Source organism: Ureibacillus sp. FSL K6-2830, assembly GCF_038004145.1.
GTDB lineage: Bacteria > Bacillota > Bacilli > Bacillales_A > Planococcaceae > Ureibacillus > Ureibacillus thermosphaericus.
Genome location: NZ_JBBOQR010000001.1, coordinates 2,125,405 through 2,148,158, shown reverse-complemented (window position 1 = coordinate 2,148,158; position 22,754 = coordinate 2,125,405). Strand labels below are relative to the sequence as shown.

Here is a 22,754-nt window from a genome sequence, read left to right as displayed (position 1 = left end):
TCACTCCACCCTCCAAGAGGTCTCCCACGGGATTCACCGCTTCCTTCCTCAAGTGAGGTACTACGTTTTCTGTGTTCATCATGACTCACTGAATGCCAAGGGCTATTCTCTCTTAATTGTTCGGTCCTTCTTAGTAGTTCTAAACCAACTAATACTATGACCTCTGCTGACTTCTGACGGTTCAGCTACTTATCACTAAGTAGGTTATGAAGCGTACTTCACATATCCGCCAGACCTCCCCGGGTAAGAATGTAATCTTTCCTTCCATCTATCTGCTTCATTTACTCTGTACCACCTTTGGCAGAAAGGACTTTGTTTTGTTTAGCAAACTCATCCAATGATACCTAGCCTTATATGAAGTTCGTGTTCCTCAGACCGGAAGTTTGCCGCTCGCTTCCTTCAGATTCCGCGTCACCACGGACACCCTTGCGTTAAGCTAACTGTTACTTCTGCCTTCACAGTTCGGGACTTACACCCTATAGATTACACCCATGCCAGGCGCACTAAGAAAGGAGAATTTGTTTTTTGTTCAAATTCTCCTTTTTAAAAATGTAAACTTATATTTACTATATAACCGTTTTGGAATCCGTCCATACTGGTTGACGCTTTTCAAAGAAAGCGCGAATTCCTTCTTGAGCATCTGGATGCTTACTATTTAGAGCAATTACTTCTGTAGCATAATTAAGTGCTTGGAAATCTTCCATATTAATTTGCTGATAAAATTGTCGTTTCCCAAGTTCAATGATATTTAAGCTTTGCTTCGTTACTTCTTTTGCTAATTTTTCTGTTTCGATATCTAGTAATTCAGGGGGAACCACTTTATTAACCAACCCATGTTGAAGCGCTTCTTCAGCAGAAATTAAGTTTCCTGTAAACAACATTTCCACTGCTTTTTTCCTTCCAATATTGCGGCTTAAAAATACTGCCGGGGTACTACAAAATAGTCCACTATTTATTCCGGGTGTTGCAAACTTAGCATCTTCACTAGCGATAGCCATATCACTTGCAGCAACTAATTGACAACCAGCCGCAACCGCTGCTTTTTTTACCTTTGAAATAACAAGTTGCGGCAACTCTCGTATTGTTCGCATAACTATTTGACAAGTTTGGAAAAGTTTGAGTACTTCATTCTCTGTCATCGATTCAATCTCTCGCAAGCTATGACCCGCACAAAAAACTTTGTCTGAACCTTCAAAAACTACCACTTTCACCTCACGAGCTTTCGCAATTTGCTTCAAAAGATTGTCCAATTCTTCTAATAATGCCATCGTTAAGGTGTTAAACTCCTGCATATTATCGATGGTAATATAGCCAATCTCCTCTGTTTGGCGGTATTGTAGATACCTCATTTCTCCACCCCTTTTCATTGATATCTTTATTTTGAATCTTCTGATATTTGAGGTCAAGATAAATCAGTTTACTTTTTTCTACAATTTTATTCTGTTACTTAGATTACTATATTGATTAAGCAGAGATGTCCCAGTCCTCGCCTTTTCGCCTCACCACTTCCCCTTTATTCGTGCGTATAAATCGATTACTCCATCAATATCGACAAATGAACCCCTAATCAATTCATGAATATATTACTATTGTATGTATGCCTAATCTTACGTACGTTAGAGTTTATGTGGAGGGAGCGTATTCTATGTCAATGCCTAACATTCCAGACATCTCACCTAAGATTCGTATAGATCGTGAAGATGTCATCAACCTTTTATTAGCTTCTATTGCTTTAGAAGAAATCGGTTTAGCTCACATCATTAATGCAGAAGGTGAAAAAATTCAATTTGCAATTGAAAAGATGAACGAATCATGTTCTCATCTTCCAACTACTGCTGAATTAATCCTGAAAATTAACGACAGTGTTAATCATACTTTAATTACTGCAATCAAGAAGGAACTTTTATTAGATAATAAATTAAAACAAGTAATCGAATTACTGAAGAATAAGCATAGGTGTTATTAATTTTTCAACTTTATTGCAATAAAATCTATGAAATTTGTTTATTGAATTAAGAATTGGGTTTTCAACGCAAATAGGCTTTTATTCCTTATCTCCTTTTCAAGAAAGAATAGATTATTAACGACTGTATTACCAATGGTCATTAACTATTTAAGGTTCTGAGTTAATGCCATGGTGAGACATTTACATTTTAAAGGAAAGGAGTTATGGAATGTCTCAGCCCAATCTACCAAACATTACCCCCAATATAACCATTAGCAGAGCTGATGTTATAAACTTATTGCTTGCTTCCATTGCAATGGAAGAATTAAGTTTAGCTCATATTCTTAATGCTGAGGGTGAAAAAATCCAATATGCGTTAGGAACAATTCCGGGTATTTCTGGGCTATCACCAGCAGCAACGCTTGATGATCTGTTACAAGTTAATAGCAGTGTTCATGATACAATCGCAATGTCAATTAAGAAAGAATTATTATTGGACAATAAACTAAAGCAAGTTACAAAGTTAATTTCAACTGAGGGACCTACGGGACCTACAGGACCGCCTGGACCGCCTGGACCACCTGGACCACCTGGATCACCTGGACCACCTGGACCAACTGGACCTCAAGGCGCTACTGGACCGACGGGACCTACGGGATCTCAAGGTGCTACTGGACCGACGGGACCTACGGGAGTATTTGATCCAAATCAGTTCTTATTCTATGTGCAAGGTAATTCAGGTATTGCCACAATCCGTTTAGGTGAAACCTTAACTATTAGATCTGATACATTGGATATTGAAGTTACTGAAGGTTCTGCAATTGTAGATATTAATTTACCTTCAATTCCTATAGGGCCAACGGGACCTACGGGACCGACTGGACCTCAAGGTGCTACTGGACCGACGGGACCGACGGGACCTCAAGGTGCTACTGGACCGACGGGGCCGACTGGACTTCAAGGTGCTACTGGACCGACGGGATCGACGGGACCTCAAGGTGCTACTGGACCGACAGGATCGACGGGACCTCAAGGTGCTACGGGACCGACGGGGCCGACTGGACCTCAAGGCGCTACGGGACCGACGGGGCCGACGGGACCTCAAGGCGCTACGGGACCGACGGGGCCGACTGGACCTCAAGGCGCTACGGGACCGACGGGGCCGACGGGACCTCAAGGTGCTACTGGACCTACTGGACCGACTGGACCTCAAGGTGCTACTGGACCTACGGGACCGACGGGACCTCAAGGTGCTACTGGACCTACGGGACCGACGGGACCTCAAGGCGCTACGGGACCGACGGGATCGACGGGACCTCAAGGCGCTACGGGACCGACGGGACCGACGGGACCTCAAGGTGCTACTGGACCAACTGGACCGACGGGACCTCAAGGTGCTACTGGACCTACGGGACCGACGGGACCTCAAGGCGCTACGGGACCGACGGGGCCGACGGGATCTCAAGGTGCTACTGGACCTACGGGACCGACGGGGCCGACGGGACCTCAGGGCGCTACGGGACCGACGGGGCCGACGGGACCTCAGGGCGCTACGGGACCGACGGGGCCGACTGGACCTCAAGGTGCTACTGGACCTACTGGGCCGACTGGACCTCAAGGTGCTACTGGACCGACTGGGCCGACTGGACCTCAAGGTGCTACTGGACCGACTGGGCCGACTGGACCTCAAGGCGCTACGGGACCGACTGGACCAAACTTTGCAGATGAAGGATTCTCGGCAGTTAGAACGGCAGCTAGTGTATCCACAGGTACTCAACTTGGCAACTGGAGTGTAGCTCCACCATACTTTAATACAACTAACTTTGATCCTACTACTGGTGTCTTTACAGTTCCAGCTACTGGAAGATACTCAATCGCAGCAACTATCAGTTATAGTACAACTGCAACTTTAACAGGAATCTTTGGTGGCGACCCAGCATTTGTAGTACGCAATATTACTACCGGCGATGATTTAATCGTAGGACTATTCCCAATTTTAAACATTGAACTTGCATTAGGTGTTGGTTTAAGAGCTATTCTTGGTAATGGAACAGTCACAATAGCAGGAGAAATAGAACTTACTGCAAATGATGCTATAGGTCTATTCTATGTGGATGATGGATTAACAATTAGCATAACCCTTGGCGGTGCTGATGCTCCAATCGTTTGGTCTATCCACCGAATCGCTTAAGCCAATCCATTTAAACTGCAGACTCACTTGAATCATCGGCTCTATAATATTTGGTGTTGGTGGATACAACCAGCACCATTTTTTTACACAAAAAAATGAGACATGTGACAAACTCTGGTAAAATGTAATCGACCAAAACCACATTTACAAGGAGTGATGTCACATGTCTCATCATTATTCTATACGTAATTTATTAAATATTAAAGATAAAAATATCACATTTGATGAAAATTTTTGTGCAGAAGAACTCATTAAGGGGGTCCAATCAAAAGTCTTTTATGGCCAATTAACTTAACAACCAAAAGCGTGCTATGCTTGTGGCCATGTCTTTGATGATCAAATCATTAAACACGGTTTAAACGTCTCTCATTAAAATGCCTAGCATTTCAGGTTTTCATACCTACTTAAAATTGCGGAAACAGCGTTATTTCTGTAAACATTGTCATGCCACGTTTACTTGAAAAACGAGCGTCGTGGCTAAAAACTGTTGCATTTCCAACAATACCAAAGTAGCGATTGCTTTAAACGCCAAAGATAAAATATCCGAAAAAGATATTGCGATGAAACATCATGTTTCTCATGCCACTGTCAGTCGAGTTATTGACAGCTTTTATAGCTACTATCAACCAAATTGTTCACTACCTTCCACAGCATTTGTGTTTTGATGAGTTTAAATCAGTGAAATCCGCAGCTGGAGCGATGTCCTTTATTTTCTGCGACTCTGAAACGGGGGAGATGGTGGATATCGTGGAGGACCGAAGATTACATGTCCTCTTCTTACGGTATTCCAAGAAGGCGAGAGATGCGGTAAAAACGATTGTCATCGATATGTACAGCCCTTATATTTCCTTAATTCACGAAGTTTTCCCTAAAGCGGAAATCGTACTCGACAAATTCCATATCCTCCAACTATTTAGCAGCGCTTTAAACAAAACGCGCATCAACGTCATGAATCGGGATAAAAAGAATTGCAATAAATTGAAAACATACTGGAAGCTCCTTCTGAACGATCAAACAAAACTTGATTATAAGAACTATACATATCATCGTTGCTTTAAAAAGCAAATGTGTGAGGTGGAGATTCTCCACTATCTCATTGATGTAGATTCTGAATTAAAAGCGTCCTATGCGTTATATCAATACGTGCAACATTGCATCAAAACCAAAGACTTTGAGCTCTTGAAGAAAACCCACCTATATGAAAACCGCCATCAAGACAATCAACAACTACATCAATTACGTCAAGAACACGTTGAAATATGATTATAACAACGGCATTTTAGAGGGGATTCATAACAAAATCAAAGTGATGAAACGCATTTCTTTCGGTTATCGCTGTTTCCACCATTTTAAAAATCGGATTATGATTACCCAAAATTTAATCACAATGAAAAAAGCTTAAAGGATTCGAAGTTCCTCTAAGCTGTGCGGTTGCATATACCAGGAAAGTCACAAAATTTTTTTCACCAACACTATTTGACAAAGAACCGAATCATTCAAGTGATCTGCAGTTTTTTTATGAAATCACTCATTCCAACACCAATTTTACTTAATTGAGAAACTAGTGATAGGTACTCACAAATTAATGATCCCATCATCAACGAAATCGTTGAAAATAGGCACAAATCTAACTTCTGTTCAATACACTAGAGAGTGTATTAGAGTACATTCGCCACTTTGTATGGTTAAATTTTTAAGGAGGTCACTTTCAATGTCTTTGCCTACCATTCCGGATATTACTCCTGAGATTACATTAGATCGATGTAAAACCATCAATTTATTGCTTTCTTCAATTGCATTAGAAGAAATTGGACTTTCCCATATTTTGAATGCTGAAGCTGAAAAACTTCAAATGTTTATAAAAAAGTCTCCTTGCGATTTTCATGGCTACTTAAAAATCAATGAGAGCGTCAATCAAACGTTGCGCACCGTAGTGAAATCGCAAATCTTGCTCCAATTCAAGCTTGAAGATGTGGTGACACTGAATCAAAAATCTTGCTGTCATCCTCGTAAACATTACAAATGTAAAGAATGCAAGGAAGAGAAAGATTGTAAATGTAAACATCATCATTGTAAAGACCCGTTCGATTCTTCATTATGCTATTGCCCTAACAAGAAGAAGAGGGATTGTCATTGTCCAAAGTGTAAATCCGAAAAAAATTACGATCATTAAGCATTATGCTTTTTACGAGGGGGGTGAACAATGGAAGAAAATCATCAAGTTGAGTTGCTACAATGTTCGCTGAACTTTTCAACATTCATTTATTCTTTTGCCCAATTCCTAATAAACTATTTTGAACGTCGCAATCAAACTCAAGAACTATCGGAAGAAGAACTATTGCAAAGTGAAACACAAGTAATCCAATCATTAGTATTAATTGAAAAATTGCACATGCTGCTCTTTCTTCACTTTTATATTTATCGAACATACTTTTCTTACGAAGTAATAACACCTTCGTTTACGGACTCAAATAGAGAACTATTTGAAAAAATGCAAATGTTATTACAACAATATCCTTTTCTTCTTGAAGAACATCAAATGATTTCAGAAAAAACGGTTGCTCAGATTTTGAACTATTATTACATTCGTATTCATGAAGAAACCTATGAAGAATCAAATGATGACGAATCAAATCTCGTAACAATCATTTTGTCACCCTTACCTCCACCTTGGTTGGCAAACAATATGCAAATACCTCGGAAAAAGGAAGTGTAGGTTTATTGTCTTCCCCTTCAATTTCCCTTTGTATGATTGTTAAAGATGAAGCGGATTTTATTGAACAATGTTTAAAAAGTGTTCAAAAGATTGTGCAAGAAATAATTATTGTTGATACTGGTTCAACCGATAAGACAATAGATATATGTAAAAAATATAATGCGACCGTGTTTTCATATGCATGGAATGATCATTTTGCAGAAGCGCGAAACTTCGCCCTATCCAAGGCAACAGGGAATTGGATTTTATGGCTCGATGCAGATGAGGAATTGGAAACTGGCCATGAACAATTGCTAATGGAAGTTTTAAAGAATTCCACTACTACAATGTATTTAATGCCAGTAATGAATTATTACGGTGAATCGTTTCCAGTTGATCGGGAAAAAGCTTTTATATATTATCAACCACGTTTATTTCAAAACCATAAAGGCATCCAATTCTATAATCGGATTCATGAAACCCCTATTTTTCCTAATCCTCATGATTCCAGTTACACAACCGATTATTTAGAGATTCCAATTCATCATTATGGATATATTGACCAATTAACCACCAAGCGTAATAAAGCAGAACGGAATCTACAACTTATTCAAGAGGAGTATAAAAATCCAAACCATAGTCCCTGGATTGAATACCATTTAGCAAATGAATATTATCGTAGAGGAGATTATAATAAAGCTTTTGATTATTTAAATGAATCCATTTTTCGTTTTTTACTAAACGGAATTAAGCCTCCATCTATTCTCTACCGTTTAAAATATGGGATTCTCGTTGATACAAATAGTTTGGATAATGCATTAGAAGGAATAGAAAAAGCCATTGCTTTATATCCTGATTATGTAGATTTACATTTTTTAAGAGGATTAATATTTTATCAAACCAACAATTATGAAGAGGCTTTAGCATGTTTTGAAAAATGTCTCGAGCTTGGGGAACATAACTCTAAATATTTAATATTAAAAGGAACTGGAAGCTTTAAAGCAGAACATTATAAACAACTTTGTTTAGAAAAATTAAGACAGTCTCAAAAACAATAAATAAAAAATTTAGGCTGTATCGATTTGATACAGCCTGTTTTATTTTTCATTGTTTTGTTCTTCGAAATACTTCTTGAAAAATTCTTCATTATAAAGCACTGATGGATCATTCGGACGATATTCTTTTGCTTTTTTATTATATTCGACTGCCAATTCTTTATCCCCTTTATGCCAATGACAAACGCAAAGCTGTAAGTATGGATACCAAGTAGAATATGGTTTTTGTACAATACCTTGTATGTTTGATGTGTCTACCATTAAAGCAAACTGATACCACATAATCGCTTTATCGTAGAGTTTTCTTTCTAGATACAAATCACCCATTCGACAAGATACTTCTGGTCTTGGTACATCGTATTGTATCGAACGGATTAACGTCTCGATTTCTTTTTCTATGTTTCCTAAGCTTCTATAACAAAAAGCCATATTAATACATGCACGGATTTTTTCTTCTTCCCAACCATCTTTATGATTTATAAATCTTTCGTAATATTCAATTGCTTTTTCATACTGGCCGTGATCTTTTAATTCATTGCTATAATAAAATAGATCTCTTGGTGTGAATTTTTCTCCTTTTTCTAAAAGTTTTTCATAAATTTTTAAATTCCGATCATTCCGTTCTTCCTTTTTTTCTTTTCGATGAGTAATCGCAACATCAGATTGGAGTAATCGCCCTCTAACTTCTAAGTATTCATGAACAGCTCCTTTCCAAACAAAATTTTTCTCTCTTTTGGCTAATCGAAATCTTCTAAAGCTATAGATAGGGTTATTGTACTCATCAAAAGCAAGATGATACACCATTGACACCGCATCAACCTCGCTTGTTAATTGTTCTTTTAATTTTTTAAATTTTTGTCGGTCTTCTTCTAACATGACATCATCGGCATCTAGCCAAAATATATAATCCATTGTGGCATGTTTAAAAGAAAAATTTCTCGCTGCTGAAAAATCATCAATCCACTCAAAATCTAATACTTTATCAGTGAATCTTTTTGCAATTTCCTTTGTGTTGTCGGACGAGCCCGTATCAACAATAACAATCTCATCAACAAGGTCTTTTACGCTATTTAAGCAACGCTCTAGTACGTTTTCTTCATTTTTGACGATCATACACAAGCTTATTGTAACCATGCATCAACCCTCCACATTTACAGAATTCATATTAGTATATGACTGAGTAAAATGATGTGAACAGGCTAATTTTCAATTCTATAGGCATTTGTTACATTTCGTTATAACGAGTTACAGAGGGGTGATGTGGTAAGTATTTTAGAAAGTCACTTTACAAAAATTGTTTCATCTTCATTTCCTTGAAGTATTGCATTTAACGGACGATATTGAGTCAGAAGTTAAAAAATTAAATCAGTTTTTCAATTAGTTCCCGATTTCGTTTATAGAAGACCTCATTATGCGAAGATACCATGCCAATAGCTTCTGCATCCGGTTGAACAAACACTTTCGCCTTATTTACTGCGTTGATTGCATCTTGAAATGCACCAGCGATCATGTGAACTTTTCCTTCATAATCAACTGCATCCCCCAATGCATAAAGCCCTGGGATGTTCGTTTCACAATATATATTCGCTTTAATGTAGTGCTCATTTGCGAATTCAATCTGTAACGGACTATTTTCAAGTAAAGTTTTTTCTCTTACATATCCATGATTCACAACCACTTCATCTACATTTAAATAAGTAATTTCTCCTGTCTGATTATTCGTTAATTCCACTTTCTCAATGGACATACCATCTTGATTTGGAATTAATTTAGTGATTTCTGTATAAAAATAACATTCAACCGAGCTGTCCAATAATTGTGATACTTGTGCTTCATGGGCATTCAATTGACCTTTTCTATATGTTAAATAAACTTTTTTCGCAATCGGCTCCAACTCATTGCACCAATCAACTGCTGTATGTCCTCCACCTGAAACGATTACAATCTTATCTTTAAATTTTTTTAAAGATTTGATTGTATAATTTAAATTGGAACTATAAAATTTAGAAGCTCCTTCCACTTCAAGCTTCTGAGGGTTGATTATGCCACCTCCAATTGCTACGATTACCGTTTTTGAAAAATGAGTATGTCCTTTATCTGTTTTTATTTCGAATATACCTACTTCATTTTTAGAAATTTCCGTTGCTTTTTCTCCTATCACAACAGTTGGATCAAAAGTCGTTGCTTGTTCTATCAATTGTTGAATTAATTTCTCACCTGTAATTGGCGTTAATGCACCAACATCCCAAATTAGTTTTTCAGGATAAACATTTATTTTACCTCCTAAGTAGTTTTGGGATTCAATGATTTTCGTTTTCATTTCTCTTAAACCGCAGTAAAATGCGGAAAATAAACCACTAGGTCCTCCCCCAATAATTGTCACATCATATAAATTGTGTGTTTCCATTATGTATCCTCCTGGTGAAATTAAAAACGATAATGATTATCAATTTCGTTTAGAATTTTATCACACAAAAATAAACTTTTGAATGGATAATTTAAGAGAAAATGAACAAAATTAAAAGGAATTTTCTCCTAATAAATAATCAAACCTTAGTGAGTTCTTGCTTATTTTTTGCATTATTCAATTGTTGATTCCTCTTTTTGTATAATCATTAACTTTTTTTCAACAGGCTACTACCAATAATTTTCCAACATGTCCCTTCATTACAAGTTGTCCGCAATAAAATAGCTGAACCTTTATTGATTCAGCCAATCATCTTTATATTAATAAAATAGATTATTCTTTTCCGTTTTGGTCTCTCTTTGTTAAATAATTGGCTTTATGGAATAAATCCTTTACAATCGCAGCTGCTCCTGCTACTAATATCCCTTGAATCACCGCTTCAATAATAAATCCATAATACCCGATACAAAATGCAATTCCGAGAACAACTTGCACCCAAGGCGTGACCCATGGCGGAACTTTTGGCGTTCGATTCAAAAACAATCCAAGTAGATAAAGTACCGGAATGATAATTACTGACTCAGGATATATATAATTTTCTAATATAATAATATCCATCTTTCATCCCTCTTCTTATTGAAAGTTAATAGAGTAAAACCTCTAAAGTATTCCTCTTATTATTTTATGTGTAAGGCAAAAAAACGGTTTAGGATGATTCACTACTTACGAACCAGAACATAGAAAAGTTATTAATTCGTTAGAAGGATGAAAGTTTTTGAATCAATTTTTATTAGTCAAAATTATAGGTTTCATTAATATAAATTTCTTCCTACTAGGTTATTACTTTTTCAACTATCTCCACACAAATTCACTCCAGAAAATTTACTGAATTTTTCAAATCTATAATACTACCACTCATTGTGACATGATTAAACGAAGGTTACAATGAATTTATGAAGGAAAAATGTAAACGATTCTTATGAGAGGATGACTATTTTCTGGAAAAAATAAACCATAGCAATTTAAATTGATTTAATGCAATAATACTCATTTAATAATACAGATTATCCAAAATTTTTCATATATATCCTTAAAGTTAGTCTAATTTGCTGATATAATAGAATTACAATTTATGACATCTATACTCGTTCAAAGTATAGATGCTAAAAGGGGTATTTTAAAATACATACAAAGGGGATTATGCAAGGATATATATCCAGGGGGAGTGAATATGAGTAAATTATTACGTTCAAATGTTGCAAAAAAGGCACTGATGAAAGTTCAAAATGTCGCATCCAAAGTTAGAAGCGTCTGGGACCATGAAAAAACAATTGAAGAACAAATAAATCAAATTCGTACTGTATTGGATCAAGAACTTGCCCGAGATGAATACCTTGTTATCGTTGATGAAAATGGTTTAGGTTATATTCATACGAACCGCTTAAGAGAAGGTTCATCCTTCACCGATGAAGTGGGTTTGGCTGCTGCCAAAACTAATACAGGGCTATTGCAAATTTATCCAAGAGATACGGGAGAAATACTTATTGATGCATCTTGCCCACTGTTAACAGATAAGAATGGGAAACGCTTTAATCTGAGAATGGGTAGACTAGTTCAACGACCTTTTATTGGGGCAATATTTGGAAGTTTAATTACTTTGTCCAGTATAGTTCCTGCTATCATTGCTTATTTTTTAAGCAATGATTTATCTATGACAACAAGTGTCCTCATTGGAACAGCAATTGTTACGGTTATTTTTAGTTTAATTTTTTATACTATCATAATGAAAAATTTGCGAGAATGGTATAGCGTTACAAAAAAAATATCCTCTGGCAACTTGAGTGCACAAATTGAAAAGGTAGGTCTTCGCAATGAATTTCACCAAATCGGTTATGAAATCAATAAAATTATTTTAGGGATTCGTGCGATAATTGATGAATTTAAACATGCCGCGGAAACTGTGGAACGAATTAGTAAAGAACAAGAAAAAGAAACACAACGCATTTCGACAACTTTTGAAGAATTATCAGCAGCTGTCCAAACTTTCCGTAGTGGTGCAGAAACACAACGTTACTCAATCACTAACGCCAACGAAATGGTAGAAATGATGATGAATCAAGTACAAGAAATGCAAGAAGAAGTTGAGAAAGCTGTGGTAGGTGCAGATGATGCATTACAAGATGCAAGCAAGGGACAAGAAGCCATTCAAATTGCCCACAGCCAAATGGCAAAAATTCAAACTGAAGTTGCAAACTCTGCAGCGAAAATCCGCAAAATCACTCAAGAAGCAAATGCTGTGAAGGATAAAGTTGCCTCCATTACAAGAATTGCCAAACAGACAAATTTACTTGCACTTAACGCTTCCATTGAAGCTTCTCGGGCTGGTGAAGCGGGGAGCGGTTTTGCAGTTGTCGCGAATGAAGTTCGAAAACTCGCTGAAGGAACGAATGAATTTGCAGAAGAAATTATGACATTATTAGAAAAAACATATAAAGATTTAGAAACTACTGTAGCTCAAGTTGAAGATAATGTGAAGGCTATTCATGAAGGGATGGAAGCCGTTTCTCAAACAGATCAAGTCATAGAACAATTAATTCAAACAACGCTTTCAACAAAAAATTTAGTATTAAATAATAGAAAATTTGTTGATCTTGTTCATGAAGACGGAAATAAACTACAGGAGATTATGCAGCAAGTGAATACAATTGCAGAAGATTTTACAAATATGGTTGTAGCTACAAATGAAAGCGTAGATATTCAAGTGGAAGGCATAAATGCACTCGCTCAAAATGCTACAAAACTAGCGGAAGAAGCTATTCATCTTAGCCGCATAATTAATCGTTTTCATTATTAAAAAATGCCAGGTACATGCCTGGCATTCTTCATTTCCTTGCAATCTATTTAGATTGTTAATTCATTTGTTGTTTTTGAACAAATTCCTTTACTTTATCTTGGATTTCTTCTGCTAATGATGAAAGGGCATTATTTTCTTCCTTTTTTCCTTTAGAACCGTTTTTATTCCCCTTCGATCCTTTTCTTCCTTGTTTTTTGTTCCCTTTTGAACCTTTCTCTCTTTGCTTATCTCCTTTAGAGCCGTTTTTATTCCCCTTTGAGCCTTTGCTTCCTTGTTGTTTATTTCCCTTTGAACCTTTCTCTCTTTGCTTATCTCCTTTAGAGCCGTTTTTATTCCCCTTTGAGCCTTTGCTTTTTTGTTTATCTCCTTTAGAACCTCCACTTTTATTTCCTTTTGAACCTTTACTTCCTTTTTTATTTCCTTTGGATCCACCTTTGCTGCCATTCGATTTCTTATTTTTTACCGCGATTGTTGTTTGAATTAACTCTGGGTCTTCAATTGGATTGTTATACATATATTGAATTAAATCATTCTCTTTAGCAATTTCAACTAGTTTCCTAACATCATCAACAATTAAAGTACTAATGATAATCCCCTCCAAACACAATGATTTGTTCTTTATAGTTTATGTAATTTATTTCAAACACTTTAGGTGATTTACCAATATAAAGAGGCATTTTCAGGAGGCATTTGTGTGGAAACTTATTTTATTGAAATATCAAAAAGCGATTTGAAAAAACTATATAAAAATATTTGGACAGAACATTATTTTTTTGCCCAACTAACAATCAATAGCCAAAGTTATGACATTCAAATTAGTTTGAGAGGAAATCAACTTCGAAAACATAAAAAAAAGTCTTATCATATCATATTTGAACATCCCCATCTAATGGACGGTCAACATGAAATCCATTTAAATGCGGAGTTTAATGATCCTTCTTTGATTCGAAATAAATTATCTTTTGATTTCTTTCAAAAAATCGGTGTTCTCTCTCCAAATTCCAACCATATTCAATTGTTCATCAATGGGAAAAGTGAAGGAGTATATCTAGCCATTGAGTCTTTTGATGAGCACTTCTTAAAGAAGAGAAATTTGCCGGTTGGTTCAATCTATTATGCTACGAATGACGATGCCAATTTCTCTTTATATACGCCTGAAGGATATATAAAAAAATCATTAATGGATGGTTATACAACAAAATATTCCTTTCAAGAAGAAGAACATCTAATAAAAATGTTAGTCATTATTAACACTTATCCTAAAGATAAATTTGATGAAGAAATAGTGAAAGTATTAGATATTGAAAAATATTTATTGTGGCTTGCTGGGGCAGTTTGCACGCAAAATTTTGATGGATTTATTCAAAATTATGCTTTATATCATAATAGTGAAACTCAACTATTTGAAATCTCCCCATGGGATTATGATGGTTCATGGGGAAGGAACTTACACGGAGAGCCCCTTGAACTTGAATATGTACCAATTTGGGGATACAACACATTAACTGCTCGTATATTAGAAAACGAGCATTTTAAACAAAAGTATCGTCGGATTTTAGAAAGCATACTACACAAACAATTTATTCCTTCTGCAATTAAACCCCAAATTGAACAACTGCAAGCTCTAATTCTGCCCTATATCGAAAAAGATCCATATATAAAACATAACGAAAAAATTTTCATGAGTGAAAAAGAATATATTCTACAATTTATTGAAAAGCGTAATCAATTTTTATCGGACCAACTTGAATCACTATTATAAGCATTTCTCCTCCTCTAATTAGGATGAATTCCTTAGCAACTAGAGGAGGAGCATGAATATGAGTGTAATTTTTAATTTCCTACACCTCACCAATTCATTCAGAACGCTATTATAAGATAAGAAGTATCCACAAATATAAACTGAGCAAGCTCACCATGAGTGTAACTGGTATGATTAAAATTGTAACGCTAATATATTTTCCCCAAGTCATTTTAATTCGATGTTTTTTTAATAAAAACATCCAAAGAAGTGTAGCTAATGTACCGATTGGAGTTAATAATGCACCAATGTCGCTTCCCATAACATTAGCTAGATATGCAACTTGCATTAATAATGGATTCAATTCCATTTCTGTAATCGAAAGTGTTCCAATCATCACGGCAGGCAAATTATTAAAAATATTGGAAAGAGCAGTAGTTAATAATCCCATAATCATTGTTGCATTAAATGAACCTTGTTCAATAAACTCTTTAAAATTTAAAATAATCAATGTGTTTAATCCTACATTTTTCAATCCATATACGAGTACATACATGCTAAAGGCAAAAATTAATATATGCCACGGAGAATTGATAATTACATCTTTTATTCCGACTCTCATTTTTAACCAACGAATCGTAATTAATATGAATGCTCCAAATAATCCAATCAACTCTAATGGAATACCAAATGGTGAAAGAACAAAAAATGCCACTCTTGTAATGACGACTACGGCAATGCATATTTTAAATAAATTTTTGTCTAATTCAGATTGAGCTGATGGATCAAGGGGATGAGTAAAGATATTCGACGGTTTATCATTGAAAGTTAGTAATCCTAATTGTTTCGGAATATGGTTTCTAAAAAGTAAATACAATAATAAACTCATTGTTAAAATGCCTATCATCGATGGAATAAACATAATTTTTACGTAGCTATTTAAATCTAAACCAACTATTTTTAATGCGATTAAATTCGAAATATTGCTTACAGCAATCGGCGCACTAGATGCTGTTGCAATCAGCGCCCCAGAAATTAAATAGGGGATATACTGATGTGGTTTAAGTGCTAAATACTTGATGATGTGGATAATGATAGGAGTTGTTATGAGTATGCTTCCATCATTATTAAATAACATAGTCATAAAAAAACATAACAAATTGGTATATATATAAAGCCTAAGCCCTGAATTATTCGATTTTAATATGATATTTTGAGCAATCAACTTAAAAAAACCAATACTCTCCAATACAATGGACATCATAATAGTAGAAAGTATTGTAAGTGAGGGGCCACTTACAATACTTATTATACTTTTAAGATCTTCATAGCTTACAAATCCTAGTATGACAATAATCGCAGCCCCTATTGTTATGGGAATCGTTTCATTGATTCCTCTAGGTCTCCATAGCATTATACCTATGGAGATTAAAAAAATGGTTAACATTAATATTGTAGAATAATCTACCATTTAAACAGCCGCCTTCGATTGTTCATAAGTTGATTGATCTGTTTCTATCACTGTTTCTTCTTTTACTGGCGAAGGTGGTTGCAAAAATAATTTATAAAATAAGACACCCACAATTGAGAAGTAAAGGAGCATCATATTCGTTTTCCCTCCTTCCCCTATCAACCTTAATAATAACTTCTCTCCTTTAACTGCAAATACATCTTCTCAGCATGTTTCATGATTGCTCGATATTGGTTTTCGATGTGATACATTCTTTCTGCAAATTTCATTAATGCATAGTACTGATATTTTAAAAGTCGCTTATTATCTTCCATTAACATTTTTACAGGTTCGTGTATGAATTCTGATTCTTCACTGGAAGATGTACACTCAATTGGTCCCATGATTTCTTCAACGATTTCTTCTGCTTCATCTATTTGTTGGGCTGCCATTATCTTTCCGGATGCTGGTTGAATTTCATACACATATTCAGATGATTGTTGTATTTCTTCCGACGGTTCTAATAAATTTTTGATTTCGAAATCTTCTTTTTCTGCAATCTTTACAGTATTTTCGATTAAACCCATTTCTGTTTTTTTTAATTCTTGATCTTCATAAAATAATTCAGTTTGTTCCTTTTCTTTACTTGGACTATGTGATTCCATCGTCATATCTTCCCAAGTACATTCTTGTATTGGAGAATTGAATTTTACCTCATGGAAGAATGGTCTTTTTTGGGTTTTTTCGGAGTTTTTGTTTGAAATAGCTAATGTGTTTTCTTGCTGTTTTGTTGGATTGTTTTCGATATTTTGGAGGGTCGCTTCTAGTTTTGATGGTGGTTCTTGGAGGATATTTTTCGATGTTGCAGTGATTTGTGCTAACCTTTCGTCTTGGAGGGTTTCTTCATTTTGTGATGGAGATGATTCTTCAAGTTGATTTTCTTGTGTTATTGTCGCCGTTAAATTGTCTATATTCATATCTGATGTTGTATCTTGCTGTTCATCTTCATTTGTCTTTGGAAAAAGCTGTATTACCTTTTCTTTAATTGCATCTGATATAGCTTTCTTTTGCTCCTCAGTTAGTTGCCCATCCCCTGAAGTCAAATTGGATGTTGGTAAATTAGTCAATGCTGTATTGGCAATTCCATTAGCCTCTAGATTTATAATTTGGTTTTCATCGATTTGTTCATTGAGAATACTTGTAATCTGTGACTTTAAAATATAGTATTGATTCTCTCCGTTAATCAACACGATATAATCTTCATAAACATTGCTGAGCACTCCTGAAAAGCTTTTATTGCCAAAACTATTAACAGTAATCCATTGTAAATACATTGTTTTTAATATTTCTTCCAACTTAAATCTGTTAAGTGAAGCGTTACTAAATCCCTTATTTATGACACTTGATTCTTTTGCGTTTTTCGATAATGCCTTGATATGGTTGATAGGGAAATATATTACATTTTCGTTGACTTTAACAATTAAATGGTCTTCTTGAACACTTAATAAAGTACCTTGAATGGATTGATTTTCAGCTAAAAATAAGCCAATCTCTAAACCTTCAAGACCTTTTATTGTATCTAACAAAAATTCAGCATTCAACATTAGGGCCTCCTTTTTAATGCAATCCGCACGAAGTCTCCCCTTTTAATTTGTTATTAGTTATTTTCTTCATCTTGCTTTTCAGGTTTCTTTTCTGGTTTTGGTCCATAACTCACATTTCGAATATGGAACATTGCCACGCGGATTACTTCTTCATTTTTTACGATTGTTATAAAATCATCAAATACTTCTTCTAATACACCTTCCACTGACTCAGGACCACCGCGGTTAATTTTAACCCATTTATGACGTAATTCATTTAATACTGATCTGAAATCCATGAAACTAGCAAATGGATAATCTTCAGGAACTTCAACATTCAACTTCATGCCATTTCTTGAATCTTGAGTAATACTCTTGATATGTTGATATTTGTAAAACACTATTCCATCTTCTTCTGTCAACAATGCGAAATAATCAGATTGAGCAGAAAATACTTTACCAACCCTAGACTCAGGCCCACCGCGATCTACTCTAACCACTTTGTTCAATAAAGAAAGCATTAACTCCCTATTCATTCTTGTTCCTCCCATTATAAAATTCATTATTATTTATACGTGTAAACGTAAAAAGGTATTTAGTTATCCGCCTAAACATCGTTAATTTATTGGGGATTTGCGTTATGTTATTGTATGAAAGAACATGTAAATCTGACAAAACAAATTCAAATTAATTAAAGAAGCTGAGACAAAACTTAAAAACATCATTTTCTCCTTTTGAGAAGGGTAGTGACCCCTAAAAGTTAGAGTCAAAATCTAACGCGAAACCATGGTGAACGAAAAGGACATCGGGTAGTGACCCCTAAAAGTTAGAGTCAAATTCTAACTTTTGGATGCAGAACCTTTCTCTTTTAGAAAATGATGTTTTTTATTCTCTTCTAGTAATTTCTATAAGAAGTCAATTAACTTTCAATTATGAAAATAAACAAAAACTCGTAATATTTACCCAAGTGAATCAATTTCATATATAAAATGAAAGTGCAGCACTTTGCTAACACCCGCAAAAGCTGCACTTATTTATTGCAAGTGAATAGAAAGAATTTACTTCAAATGGGTGAAGTTAAAAAACGGTTTACTGATCTTCAATTATGATATAAGTTGCTTTTATAGGTCCGTGTACACCAACAATTAACACCATTTCAATATCGGCTGAATTGCTTGGGCCCGACATAAACAATATACACGAAGGAATTTGTTCCCCCTGTTCAACTTGTTTATGAAAAATTTGTGCCGCTTGTGTTATCCGTGGAACAATTGTACTTTTTGGTACAAGCACGATTGTTTTTTCTGGCAATAAATTTAATGAACGTCCTCTATTTGGATAACTATATAGTACGACAGATGCGCTTTCAGCTAACGTCATTTCACTAATTAATATCGCTATATTCGCTTTTTCTGCTAGTTGGATATTTTGTTCGCGATTTTGAGGATGCCATTCGTATATTTCGATTCCCTTAGACTGCCATGACTTAAACACTTCTGTTAAACCAAAATATTTGAGTCGGTCATCTTTTGGGATCATTACTGAAATACCACCATAATCCTCTACTACTTGCTGCAATGTGCTTGCTAAATTCGCAGTCGTCGTTTGCAAACAAACTGTATGGATATTATGGCATTGTTGTTTTAACACGTCTATTAGTTCTTCTTGAGTTGCATGATTTAAGATTTGAAATTGTGGCAAGTGTTTCCATATTGGCCGTTCTACTTTCGTTTTCATAGGACGGCCAAGATGTTTAGCAATATTCATTAAAAATGATTTTCGATTAGTTATAGTCATCCTTGCTCCCCCTTTTGTCTTTCTTTTAGCCAATTGCGAAAGCTTTCTTTATTTGGTGCAGGAAAATCCCGATCTTCTGTCCATGCTTTCAATGGTCTAGGGCCGCTAGGAATTTTATCTTCCTTTACAAAGGGAGACATCATTGACGATGCAATTTTTGTTGCTGTACTAAAGAGATGAGGGCTAGAAGCACCAAAACCAAACGCTCTCATTAATAATCGTTCCGAGATGGGAGCCTTTCCTTCTTGTTCCACTATTTTCTGACGATGTAAATGCAATAGTTTGTGTAATGGAATTTTTACAGGACATACTTCCGTACAAGCTCCACAAAGAGTTGAAGCATATGGCAATTCTTTGAAATCGGCATAGCCTCCAAGAAGCGGTGTTAATACAGCTCCAATTGGACCTGAATAAATTGAACCATAACTATGCCCTCCAATATGTCGATATACAGGGCAAACATTGACACAGGCTGCACATCGAATGCACTGTAAAATCGGTTGAAAATCTGTACCTAATATTTTGGAACGTCCATTATCAACAATGACCAAATGAAATTCTTCTGGTCCATCAGATTCTTCTTCCCCTTTTACGCCGGTAATCATTGTTACATAACTGGATATTTTTTGGCCAACTGCACTCCTTGTTAATAAACTGACTAACACATCTAATTCTTCAAAAGTAGGTACAATTCTTTCCATTCCCATAACAGTAATTTGGATTTTTGGTAAAGCCGTAACTAAATCGGCATTCCCTTCATTTGTCACAAGGGTCACCGTTCCACTTTCCGCTACTGCAAAATTGCAGCCGGTGATCCCGATATCAGCAGTTAAAAATTCTTTACGTAACTTTTCACGAACGTAAAGAGCCATTTCTTCAGGTTTTTCGGAATTTTTATAACCGATTTTTTCAGCAAAGATGTCTCGAATTTGATATCGGTTTTTGTGTAGTGATGGCGCAATAATATGGGAAGGAGGTTCATGATTTAATTGAATAATATACTCTCCAAGATCCGTTTCAATTACTTCACAGCCTGCTTCTTCAAGCGCCGCATTTAAAAGAATCTCCTCAGTCACCATGGATTTCGATTTTACAATTTTTTTAGCCTGTTTTTGAATTGCAATATTCTTTATATATTGGGATGCCTCTTCAGCTGTTTCAGCAAAAAATACATGTCCACCACGTTTCATGACATTTTCACTTAATTCATATAGATAAGCATCTAAATTATCAAGCACATGTTTTCGTATTTCTTCACCATGAGCTCGCCATTCTTCCCAATTTTCTAATTCATTCACTCGTTCTTGTCGACGGGATTGAAATCTATTTTGTGCAGATGAAATTGCCCCGCGCATAAATGAATCATTTAAATTGTTTTCTACCCGATCTTTAAATTGTTCAGCGCTTGTTTTCATTGCCATTTCTAAATCCCCCTATCGACAATTTAATACTTCTGCTATGTGCATAATGCGAATCGGTTTTCCTAGGCGACTCATACGACCACCAATATTCATAAGGCAACCAGCATCCGCACCGACTAATATATTTACTTCTGTCTCTTCAATGTCACGTACTTTTTCATCTACCATTTGTGTAGAAATGTTCCCCATTTTCACTGAAAATGTCCCGCCAAAACCACAACATCGCTCTTTTCCAGAAAGCTCAATATACTCCAACCCCTCTACATTTTTTAACAGTTTGATAGGTTCTTCTCTAACGCCAAGCAATCGAGTCATATGACAAGAAGTATGATATGTAGCTTTACCTTTCAATCGTGCACCGACATTTTCAACTTTTAACACATTGACAATAAATTCCGTTAATTCAAAGGTTTTATTTGCTAATTGTTGAGCTTTTTCTTCCCACTCTTCATCTCCTTTAAAAATGTGGGGATACTCTTTAAACATGTATGCACACGAACCGGATGGGGCAACGACATACTCAGCTTGCTCAAAAGCTTTAATCATATTTTTCATTGCATTCTTGGATTGTTCAACATAACCGCTATTATAAGCAGGTTGACCACAGCATACTTGTTCAGTCGGAAATTTTACTTTACAACCAAGTCTTTCTAACAATTCCACTGTCGATTTCCCAACATTTCCTTGAAACATATCGACAAGGCAAGTAGCAAATAAGGAAACTTCCATATTCATCCCCCCAAAAAACTGCTTTTCATTCTTTCATCTAAAACTTTCTATTAATAGAAAAAGCTATATTTTATAATAGATATGCTTTCAACACCTATAAGTATGACTATTTCAACGATTGAGAGAAATCAATTGTTGCCTCAAATTATGTAAAAAAAAAATCGGGATAAACCCGAAAAACAAATTGATATATTAACGCAATGTGAGTGAATAGCTTTCTATGACTGGAACATTTAATTGTTTATCAAGATGTTTTGCAACTGAAGCAGTACCTAATACTTTACCGTAAATCTCCACCTGATCGTTTATACTGACCATATGATCCTGTTCTTTTCTTTTTACATAAACCACTTGATTTTTGTATGGTTCCAGTGACATGTCAATCAAAATATAATCACTGCCATCTAAAAGAAACACTTTTCCAGAGAATTTAACTAATTGATTCCTTTGGCTGCCATAACGTTCAAAAGCAATGTGATACAACTTGTCATAATCTACTTCAATGGCATTATTTTTTAAAAAGTTAAGAGAGTACGAATCAATAACTGTATGATCACTCGACTCATTCGTCAATGCAATCATCATTAGCATTCCTATCAATAGTCCACCTTGAATTAAAATAGATTTCATTGCCTCTCCGAAACCACTTTTTGAAAATGTCAACATGATATAATACATTCCAAAAAATAAATGAATCAAAAAGATGGTTGTGATGACCCCATTGACACTTCCTTCTTCTCCTCCAATAGAAATAAAACATGCAATTCCCATTATGATAAGTTCTAGGATTACAATAACTTTTACATTTTCAGTAAACTTCTTCCATTTAGAAGCACCATTATTGTTCATATTAAGTGTCGTTGATTGACTATCTTGGTATCGATGG

Annotated in this window: 24 protein-coding genes; 11 read left to right on the top strand and 13 right to left on the bottom strand. The window is 35.5% G+C overall.

All coding sequences use genetic code 11. The features are described from left to right. Positions 1 to 566 precede the first annotated feature (566 nt). The gene (locus tag NSU17_RS10555) at positions 567 to 1,349 is read right to left on the bottom strand and encodes an enoyl-CoA hydratase-related protein (RefSeq protein ID WP_340704988.1); all 783 of its coding nucleotides are present in this window, start codon (positions 1,347 to 1,349) and stop codon (positions 567 to 569) included. Positions 1,350 to 1,645: 296 nt separating this feature from the next. Here NSU17_RS10555 and NSU17_RS10550 point away from each other — a divergent pair, with 296 nt between their 5' ends. From NSU17_RS10550 to NSU17_RS10520, 9 genes are all read left to right on the top strand, one after another. Further along, positions 1,646 to 1,966, top strand: a complete 321-nt coding sequence (locus tag NSU17_RS10550; RefSeq protein WP_016839178.1) for a hypothetical protein — start codon at positions 1,646 to 1,648, stop codon at positions 1,964 to 1,966. Positions 1,967 to 2,174: 208 nt separating this feature from the next. Then, complete coding sequence (locus NSU17_RS10545) at positions 2,175 to 4,136, top strand: collagen-like protein (RefSeq protein ID WP_340705530.1); 1,962 nt, start codon at positions 2,175 to 2,177, stop codon at positions 4,134 to 4,136. Positions 4,137 to 4,299: 163 nt separating this feature from the next. Then, on the top strand, positions 4,300 to 4,431 hold the full coding sequence (locus NSU17_RS10540; RefSeq protein ID WP_340704987.1) for a hypothetical protein: 132 nt from the start codon (positions 4,300 to 4,302) through the stop codon (positions 4,429 to 4,431). A 79-nt stretch (positions 4,432 to 4,510) separates the two neighbouring features. After that, positions 4,511 to 4,597: a transposase family protein gene (locus tag NSU17_RS15970; protein ID WP_445684095.1), complete on the top strand. Its 87-nt coding sequence runs from the start codon at positions 4,511 to 4,513 to the stop codon at positions 4,595 to 4,597. 109 nt (positions 4,598 to 4,706) lie between these two features. Next, a complete protein-coding gene (locus NSU17_RS10535; protein ID WP_340704986.1) occupies positions 4,707 to 5,399 on the top strand; it encodes a transposase in 693 nt (230 codons plus the stop codon). Then, positions 5,335 to 5,538 carry a transposase gene (locus NSU17_RS15965; protein ID WP_445684075.1) on the top strand — a complete coding sequence of 68 codons (204 nt, stop codon included), beginning with the start codon at positions 5,335 to 5,337 and terminating at the stop codon, positions 5,536 to 5,538. Before NSU17_RS10535 ends, NSU17_RS15965 begins: the two co-directional genes overlap by 65 nt. A 309-nt stretch (positions 5,539 to 5,847) precedes the next feature. Further along, positions 5,848 to 6,309 (top strand): hypothetical protein, encoded by a 462-nt coding sequence (locus NSU17_RS10530; protein ID WP_340704985.1) that lies wholly within the window; start codon positions 5,848 to 5,850, stop codon positions 6,307 to 6,309. A 30-nt stretch (positions 6,310 to 6,339) separates the two neighbouring features. Beyond that, positions 6,340 to 6,852 carry a hypothetical protein gene (locus NSU17_RS10525; RefSeq protein ID WP_340704984.1) on the top strand — a complete coding sequence of 171 codons (513 nt, stop codon included), beginning with the start codon at positions 6,340 to 6,342 and terminating at the stop codon, positions 6,850 to 6,852. 5 nt (positions 6,853 to 6,857) lie between these two features. After that, positions 6,858 to 7,889, top strand: coding sequence for a glycosyltransferase (locus NSU17_RS10520; RefSeq protein ID WP_340704983.1), 1,032 nt, complete (start codon positions 6,858 to 6,860; stop codon positions 7,887 to 7,889). 39 nt (positions 7,890 to 7,928) lie between these two features. Here NSU17_RS10520 and NSU17_RS10515 read toward each other — a convergent pair whose 3' ends face one another. The 3 genes from NSU17_RS10515 to NSU17_RS10505 all read right to left on the bottom strand — a co-directional run bounded on the left by NSU17_RS10515 (position 7,929) and on the right by NSU17_RS10505 (position 10,911). Continuing rightward, positions 7,929 to 9,020, bottom strand: a complete 1,092-nt coding sequence (locus tag NSU17_RS10515; RefSeq protein WP_340704982.1) for a tetratricopeptide repeat-containing glycosyltransferase family 2 protein — start codon at positions 9,018 to 9,020, stop codon at positions 7,929 to 7,931. Between the two features lie 226 nt (positions 9,021 to 9,246). Beyond that, positions 9,247 to 10,293, bottom strand: coding sequence for an NAD(P)/FAD-dependent oxidoreductase (locus NSU17_RS10510; protein ID WP_340704981.1), 1,047 nt, complete (start codon positions 10,291 to 10,293; stop codon positions 9,247 to 9,249). 333 nt (positions 10,294 to 10,626) lie between these two features. Next, positions 10,627 to 10,911, bottom strand: coding sequence for a phage holin family protein (locus NSU17_RS10505; protein ID WP_016839171.1), 285 nt, complete (start codon positions 10,909 to 10,911; stop codon positions 10,627 to 10,629). A 613-nt stretch (positions 10,912 to 11,524) separates the two neighbouring features. Here NSU17_RS10505 and NSU17_RS10500 point away from each other — a divergent pair. Continuing rightward, the gene (locus tag NSU17_RS10500) at positions 11,525 to 13,147 is read left to right on the top strand and encodes a methyl-accepting chemotaxis protein (protein WP_096549649.1); all 1,623 of its coding nucleotides are present in this window, start codon (positions 11,525 to 11,527) and stop codon (positions 13,145 to 13,147) included. Positions 13,148 to 13,202: 55 nt separating this feature from the next. On the opposite strand, the gene NSU17_RS10495 is transcribed toward NSU17_RS10500, so the two are convergent. Continuing rightward, the gene (locus NSU17_RS10495) at positions 13,203 to 13,748 is read right to left on the bottom strand and encodes a hypothetical protein (RefSeq protein WP_340704980.1); all 546 of its coding nucleotides are present in this window, start codon (positions 13,746 to 13,748) and stop codon (positions 13,203 to 13,205) included. 93 nt (positions 13,749 to 13,841) lie between these two features. Here NSU17_RS10495 and NSU17_RS10490 point away from each other — a divergent pair, with 93 nt between their 5' ends. Continuing rightward, the gene (locus NSU17_RS10490) at positions 13,842 to 14,909 is read left to right on the top strand and encodes a CotH kinase family protein (protein WP_340704979.1); all 1,068 of its coding nucleotides are present in this window, start codon (positions 13,842 to 13,844) and stop codon (positions 14,907 to 14,909) included. A gap of 109 nt (positions 14,910 to 15,018) precedes the next feature. Here the strand turns inward: NSU17_RS10490 and NSU17_RS10485 are convergent, their stop codons facing one another. The 8 genes from NSU17_RS10485 to NSU17_RS10450 form a co-directional block, all read right to left on the bottom strand. Then, positions 15,019 to 16,359: an ArsB/NhaD family transporter gene (locus NSU17_RS10485; RefSeq protein ID WP_340704978.1), complete on the bottom strand. Its 1,341-nt coding sequence runs from the start codon at positions 16,357 to 16,359 to the stop codon at positions 15,019 to 15,021. Beyond that, positions 16,360 to 16,494 (bottom strand): hypothetical protein, encoded by a 135-nt coding sequence (locus NSU17_RS10480; RefSeq protein WP_016839166.1) that lies wholly within the window; start codon positions 16,492 to 16,494, stop codon positions 16,360 to 16,362. Positions 16,495 to 16,523: 29 nt separating this feature from the next. After that, on the bottom strand, positions 16,524 to 17,942 hold the full coding sequence (locus NSU17_RS10475) for a hypothetical protein (RefSeq protein ID WP_340704977.1): 1,419 nt from the start codon (positions 17,940 to 17,942) through the stop codon (positions 16,524 to 16,526). A 53-nt stretch (positions 17,943 to 17,995) separates the two neighbouring features. Then, positions 17,996 to 18,457 carry a hypothetical protein gene (locus NSU17_RS10470; protein WP_016839164.1) on the bottom strand — a complete coding sequence of 154 codons (462 nt, stop codon included), beginning with the start codon at positions 18,455 to 18,457 and terminating at the stop codon, positions 17,996 to 17,998. A gap of 553 nt (positions 18,458 to 19,010) precedes the next feature. After that, on the bottom strand, positions 19,011 to 19,718 hold the full coding sequence (locus NSU17_RS10465; RefSeq protein WP_340704976.1) for a LutC/YkgG family protein: 708 nt from the start codon (positions 19,716 to 19,718) through the stop codon (positions 19,011 to 19,013). Continuing rightward, the gene (locus NSU17_RS10460; RefSeq protein ID WP_340704975.1) at positions 19,715 to 21,139 is read right to left on the bottom strand and encodes a LutB/LldF family L-lactate oxidation iron-sulfur protein; all 1,425 of its coding nucleotides are present in this window, start codon (positions 21,137 to 21,139) and stop codon (positions 19,715 to 19,717) included. The genes NSU17_RS10465 and NSU17_RS10460 overlap by 4 nt, the downstream gene beginning before the upstream one ends. Positions 21,140 to 21,151: 12 nt before the next feature. Beyond that, positions 21,152 to 21,868, bottom strand: a complete 717-nt coding sequence (locus NSU17_RS10455; protein ID WP_168412617.1) for a (Fe-S)-binding protein — start codon at positions 21,866 to 21,868, stop codon at positions 21,152 to 21,154. Between the two features lie 192 nt (positions 21,869 to 22,060). Further along, positions 22,061 to 22,717: a hypothetical protein gene (locus NSU17_RS10450; RefSeq protein WP_340704974.1), complete on the bottom strand. Its 657-nt coding sequence runs from the start codon at positions 22,715 to 22,717 to the stop codon at positions 22,061 to 22,063. Positions 22,718 to 22,754: the final 37 nt, after the last annotated feature.

Excerpts from the sequence above, each read along its gene's own strand:
- NSU17_RS10470 (WP_016839164.1), bottom strand. The coding sequence starts at position 18,457 with ATGAATAGGGAGTTAATGCTTTCTTTATTGAACAAAGTGGTTAGAGTA.
- NSU17_RS10500 (WP_096549649.1), top strand. The coding sequence starts at position 11,525 with ATGAGTAAATTATTACGTTCAAATGTTGCAAAAAAGGCACTGATGAAA.
- NSU17_RS10515 (WP_340704982.1), bottom strand. The coding sequence starts at position 9,020 with ATGGTTACAATAAGCTTGTGTATGATCGTCAAAAATGAAGAAAACGTA.
- NSU17_RS10460 (WP_340704975.1), bottom strand. The coding sequence starts at position 21,139 with ATGGCAATGAAAACAAGCGCTGAACAATTTAAAGATCGGGTAGAAAAC.
- NSU17_RS10465 (WP_340704976.1), bottom strand. The coding sequence starts at position 19,718 with ATGACTATAACTAATCGAAAATCATTTTTAATGAATATTGCTAAACAT.
- NSU17_RS10455 (WP_168412617.1), bottom strand. The coding sequence starts at position 21,868 with ATGGAAGTTTCCTTATTTGCTACTTGCCTTGTCGATATGTTTCAAGGA.
- NSU17_RS10535 (WP_340704986.1), top strand. The coding sequence starts at position 4,707 with ATGTTTCTCATGCCACTGTCAGTCGAGTTATTGACAGCTTTTATAGCT.
- NSU17_RS15965 (WP_445684075.1), top strand. The coding sequence starts at position 5,335 with ATGAAAACCGCCATCAAGACAATCAACAACTACATCAATTACGTCAAG.
- NSU17_RS10475 (WP_340704977.1), bottom strand. The coding sequence starts at position 17,942 with ATGTTGAATGCTGAATTTTTGTTAGATACAATAAAAGGTCTTGAAGGT.
- NSU17_RS10505 (WP_016839171.1), bottom strand. The coding sequence starts at position 10,911 with ATGGATATTATTATATTAGAAAATTATATATATCCTGAGTCAGTAATT.
- NSU17_RS10480 (WP_016839166.1), bottom strand. The coding sequence starts at position 16,494 with ATGATGCTCCTTTACTTCTCAATTGTGGGTGTCTTATTTTATAAATTA.
- NSU17_RS10540 (WP_340704987.1), top strand. The coding sequence starts at position 4,300 with ATGTCTCATCATTATTCTATACGTAATTTATTAAATATTAAAGATAAA.
- NSU17_RS10555 (WP_340704988.1), bottom strand. The coding sequence starts at position 1,349 with ATGAGGTATCTACAATACCGCCAAACAGAGGAGATTGGCTATATTACC.
- NSU17_RS10530 (WP_340704985.1), top strand. The coding sequence starts at position 5,848 with ATGTCTTTGCCTACCATTCCGGATATTACTCCTGAGATTACATTAGAT.
- NSU17_RS15970 (WP_445684095.1), top strand. The coding sequence starts at position 4,511 with ATGCCTAGCATTTCAGGTTTTCATACCTACTTAAAATTGCGGAAACAG.
- NSU17_RS10545 (WP_340705530.1), top strand. The coding sequence starts at position 2,175 with ATGTCTCAGCCCAATCTACCAAACATTACCCCCAATATAACCATTAGC.
- NSU17_RS10485 (WP_340704978.1), bottom strand. The coding sequence starts at position 16,359 with ATGGTAGATTATTCTACAATATTAATGTTAACCATTTTTTTAATCTCC.
- NSU17_RS10450 (WP_340704974.1), bottom strand. The coding sequence starts at position 22,717 with ATGAACAATAATGGTGCTTCTAAATGGAAGAAGTTTACTGAAAATGTA.
- NSU17_RS10525 (WP_340704984.1), top strand. The coding sequence starts at position 6,340 with ATGGAAGAAAATCATCAAGTTGAGTTGCTACAATGTTCGCTGAACTTT.
- NSU17_RS10510 (WP_340704981.1), bottom strand. The coding sequence starts at position 10,293 with ATGGAAACACACAATTTATATGATGTGACAATTATTGGGGGAGGACCT.
- NSU17_RS10550 (WP_016839178.1), top strand. The coding sequence starts at position 1,646 with ATGTCAATGCCTAACATTCCAGACATCTCACCTAAGATTCGTATAGAT.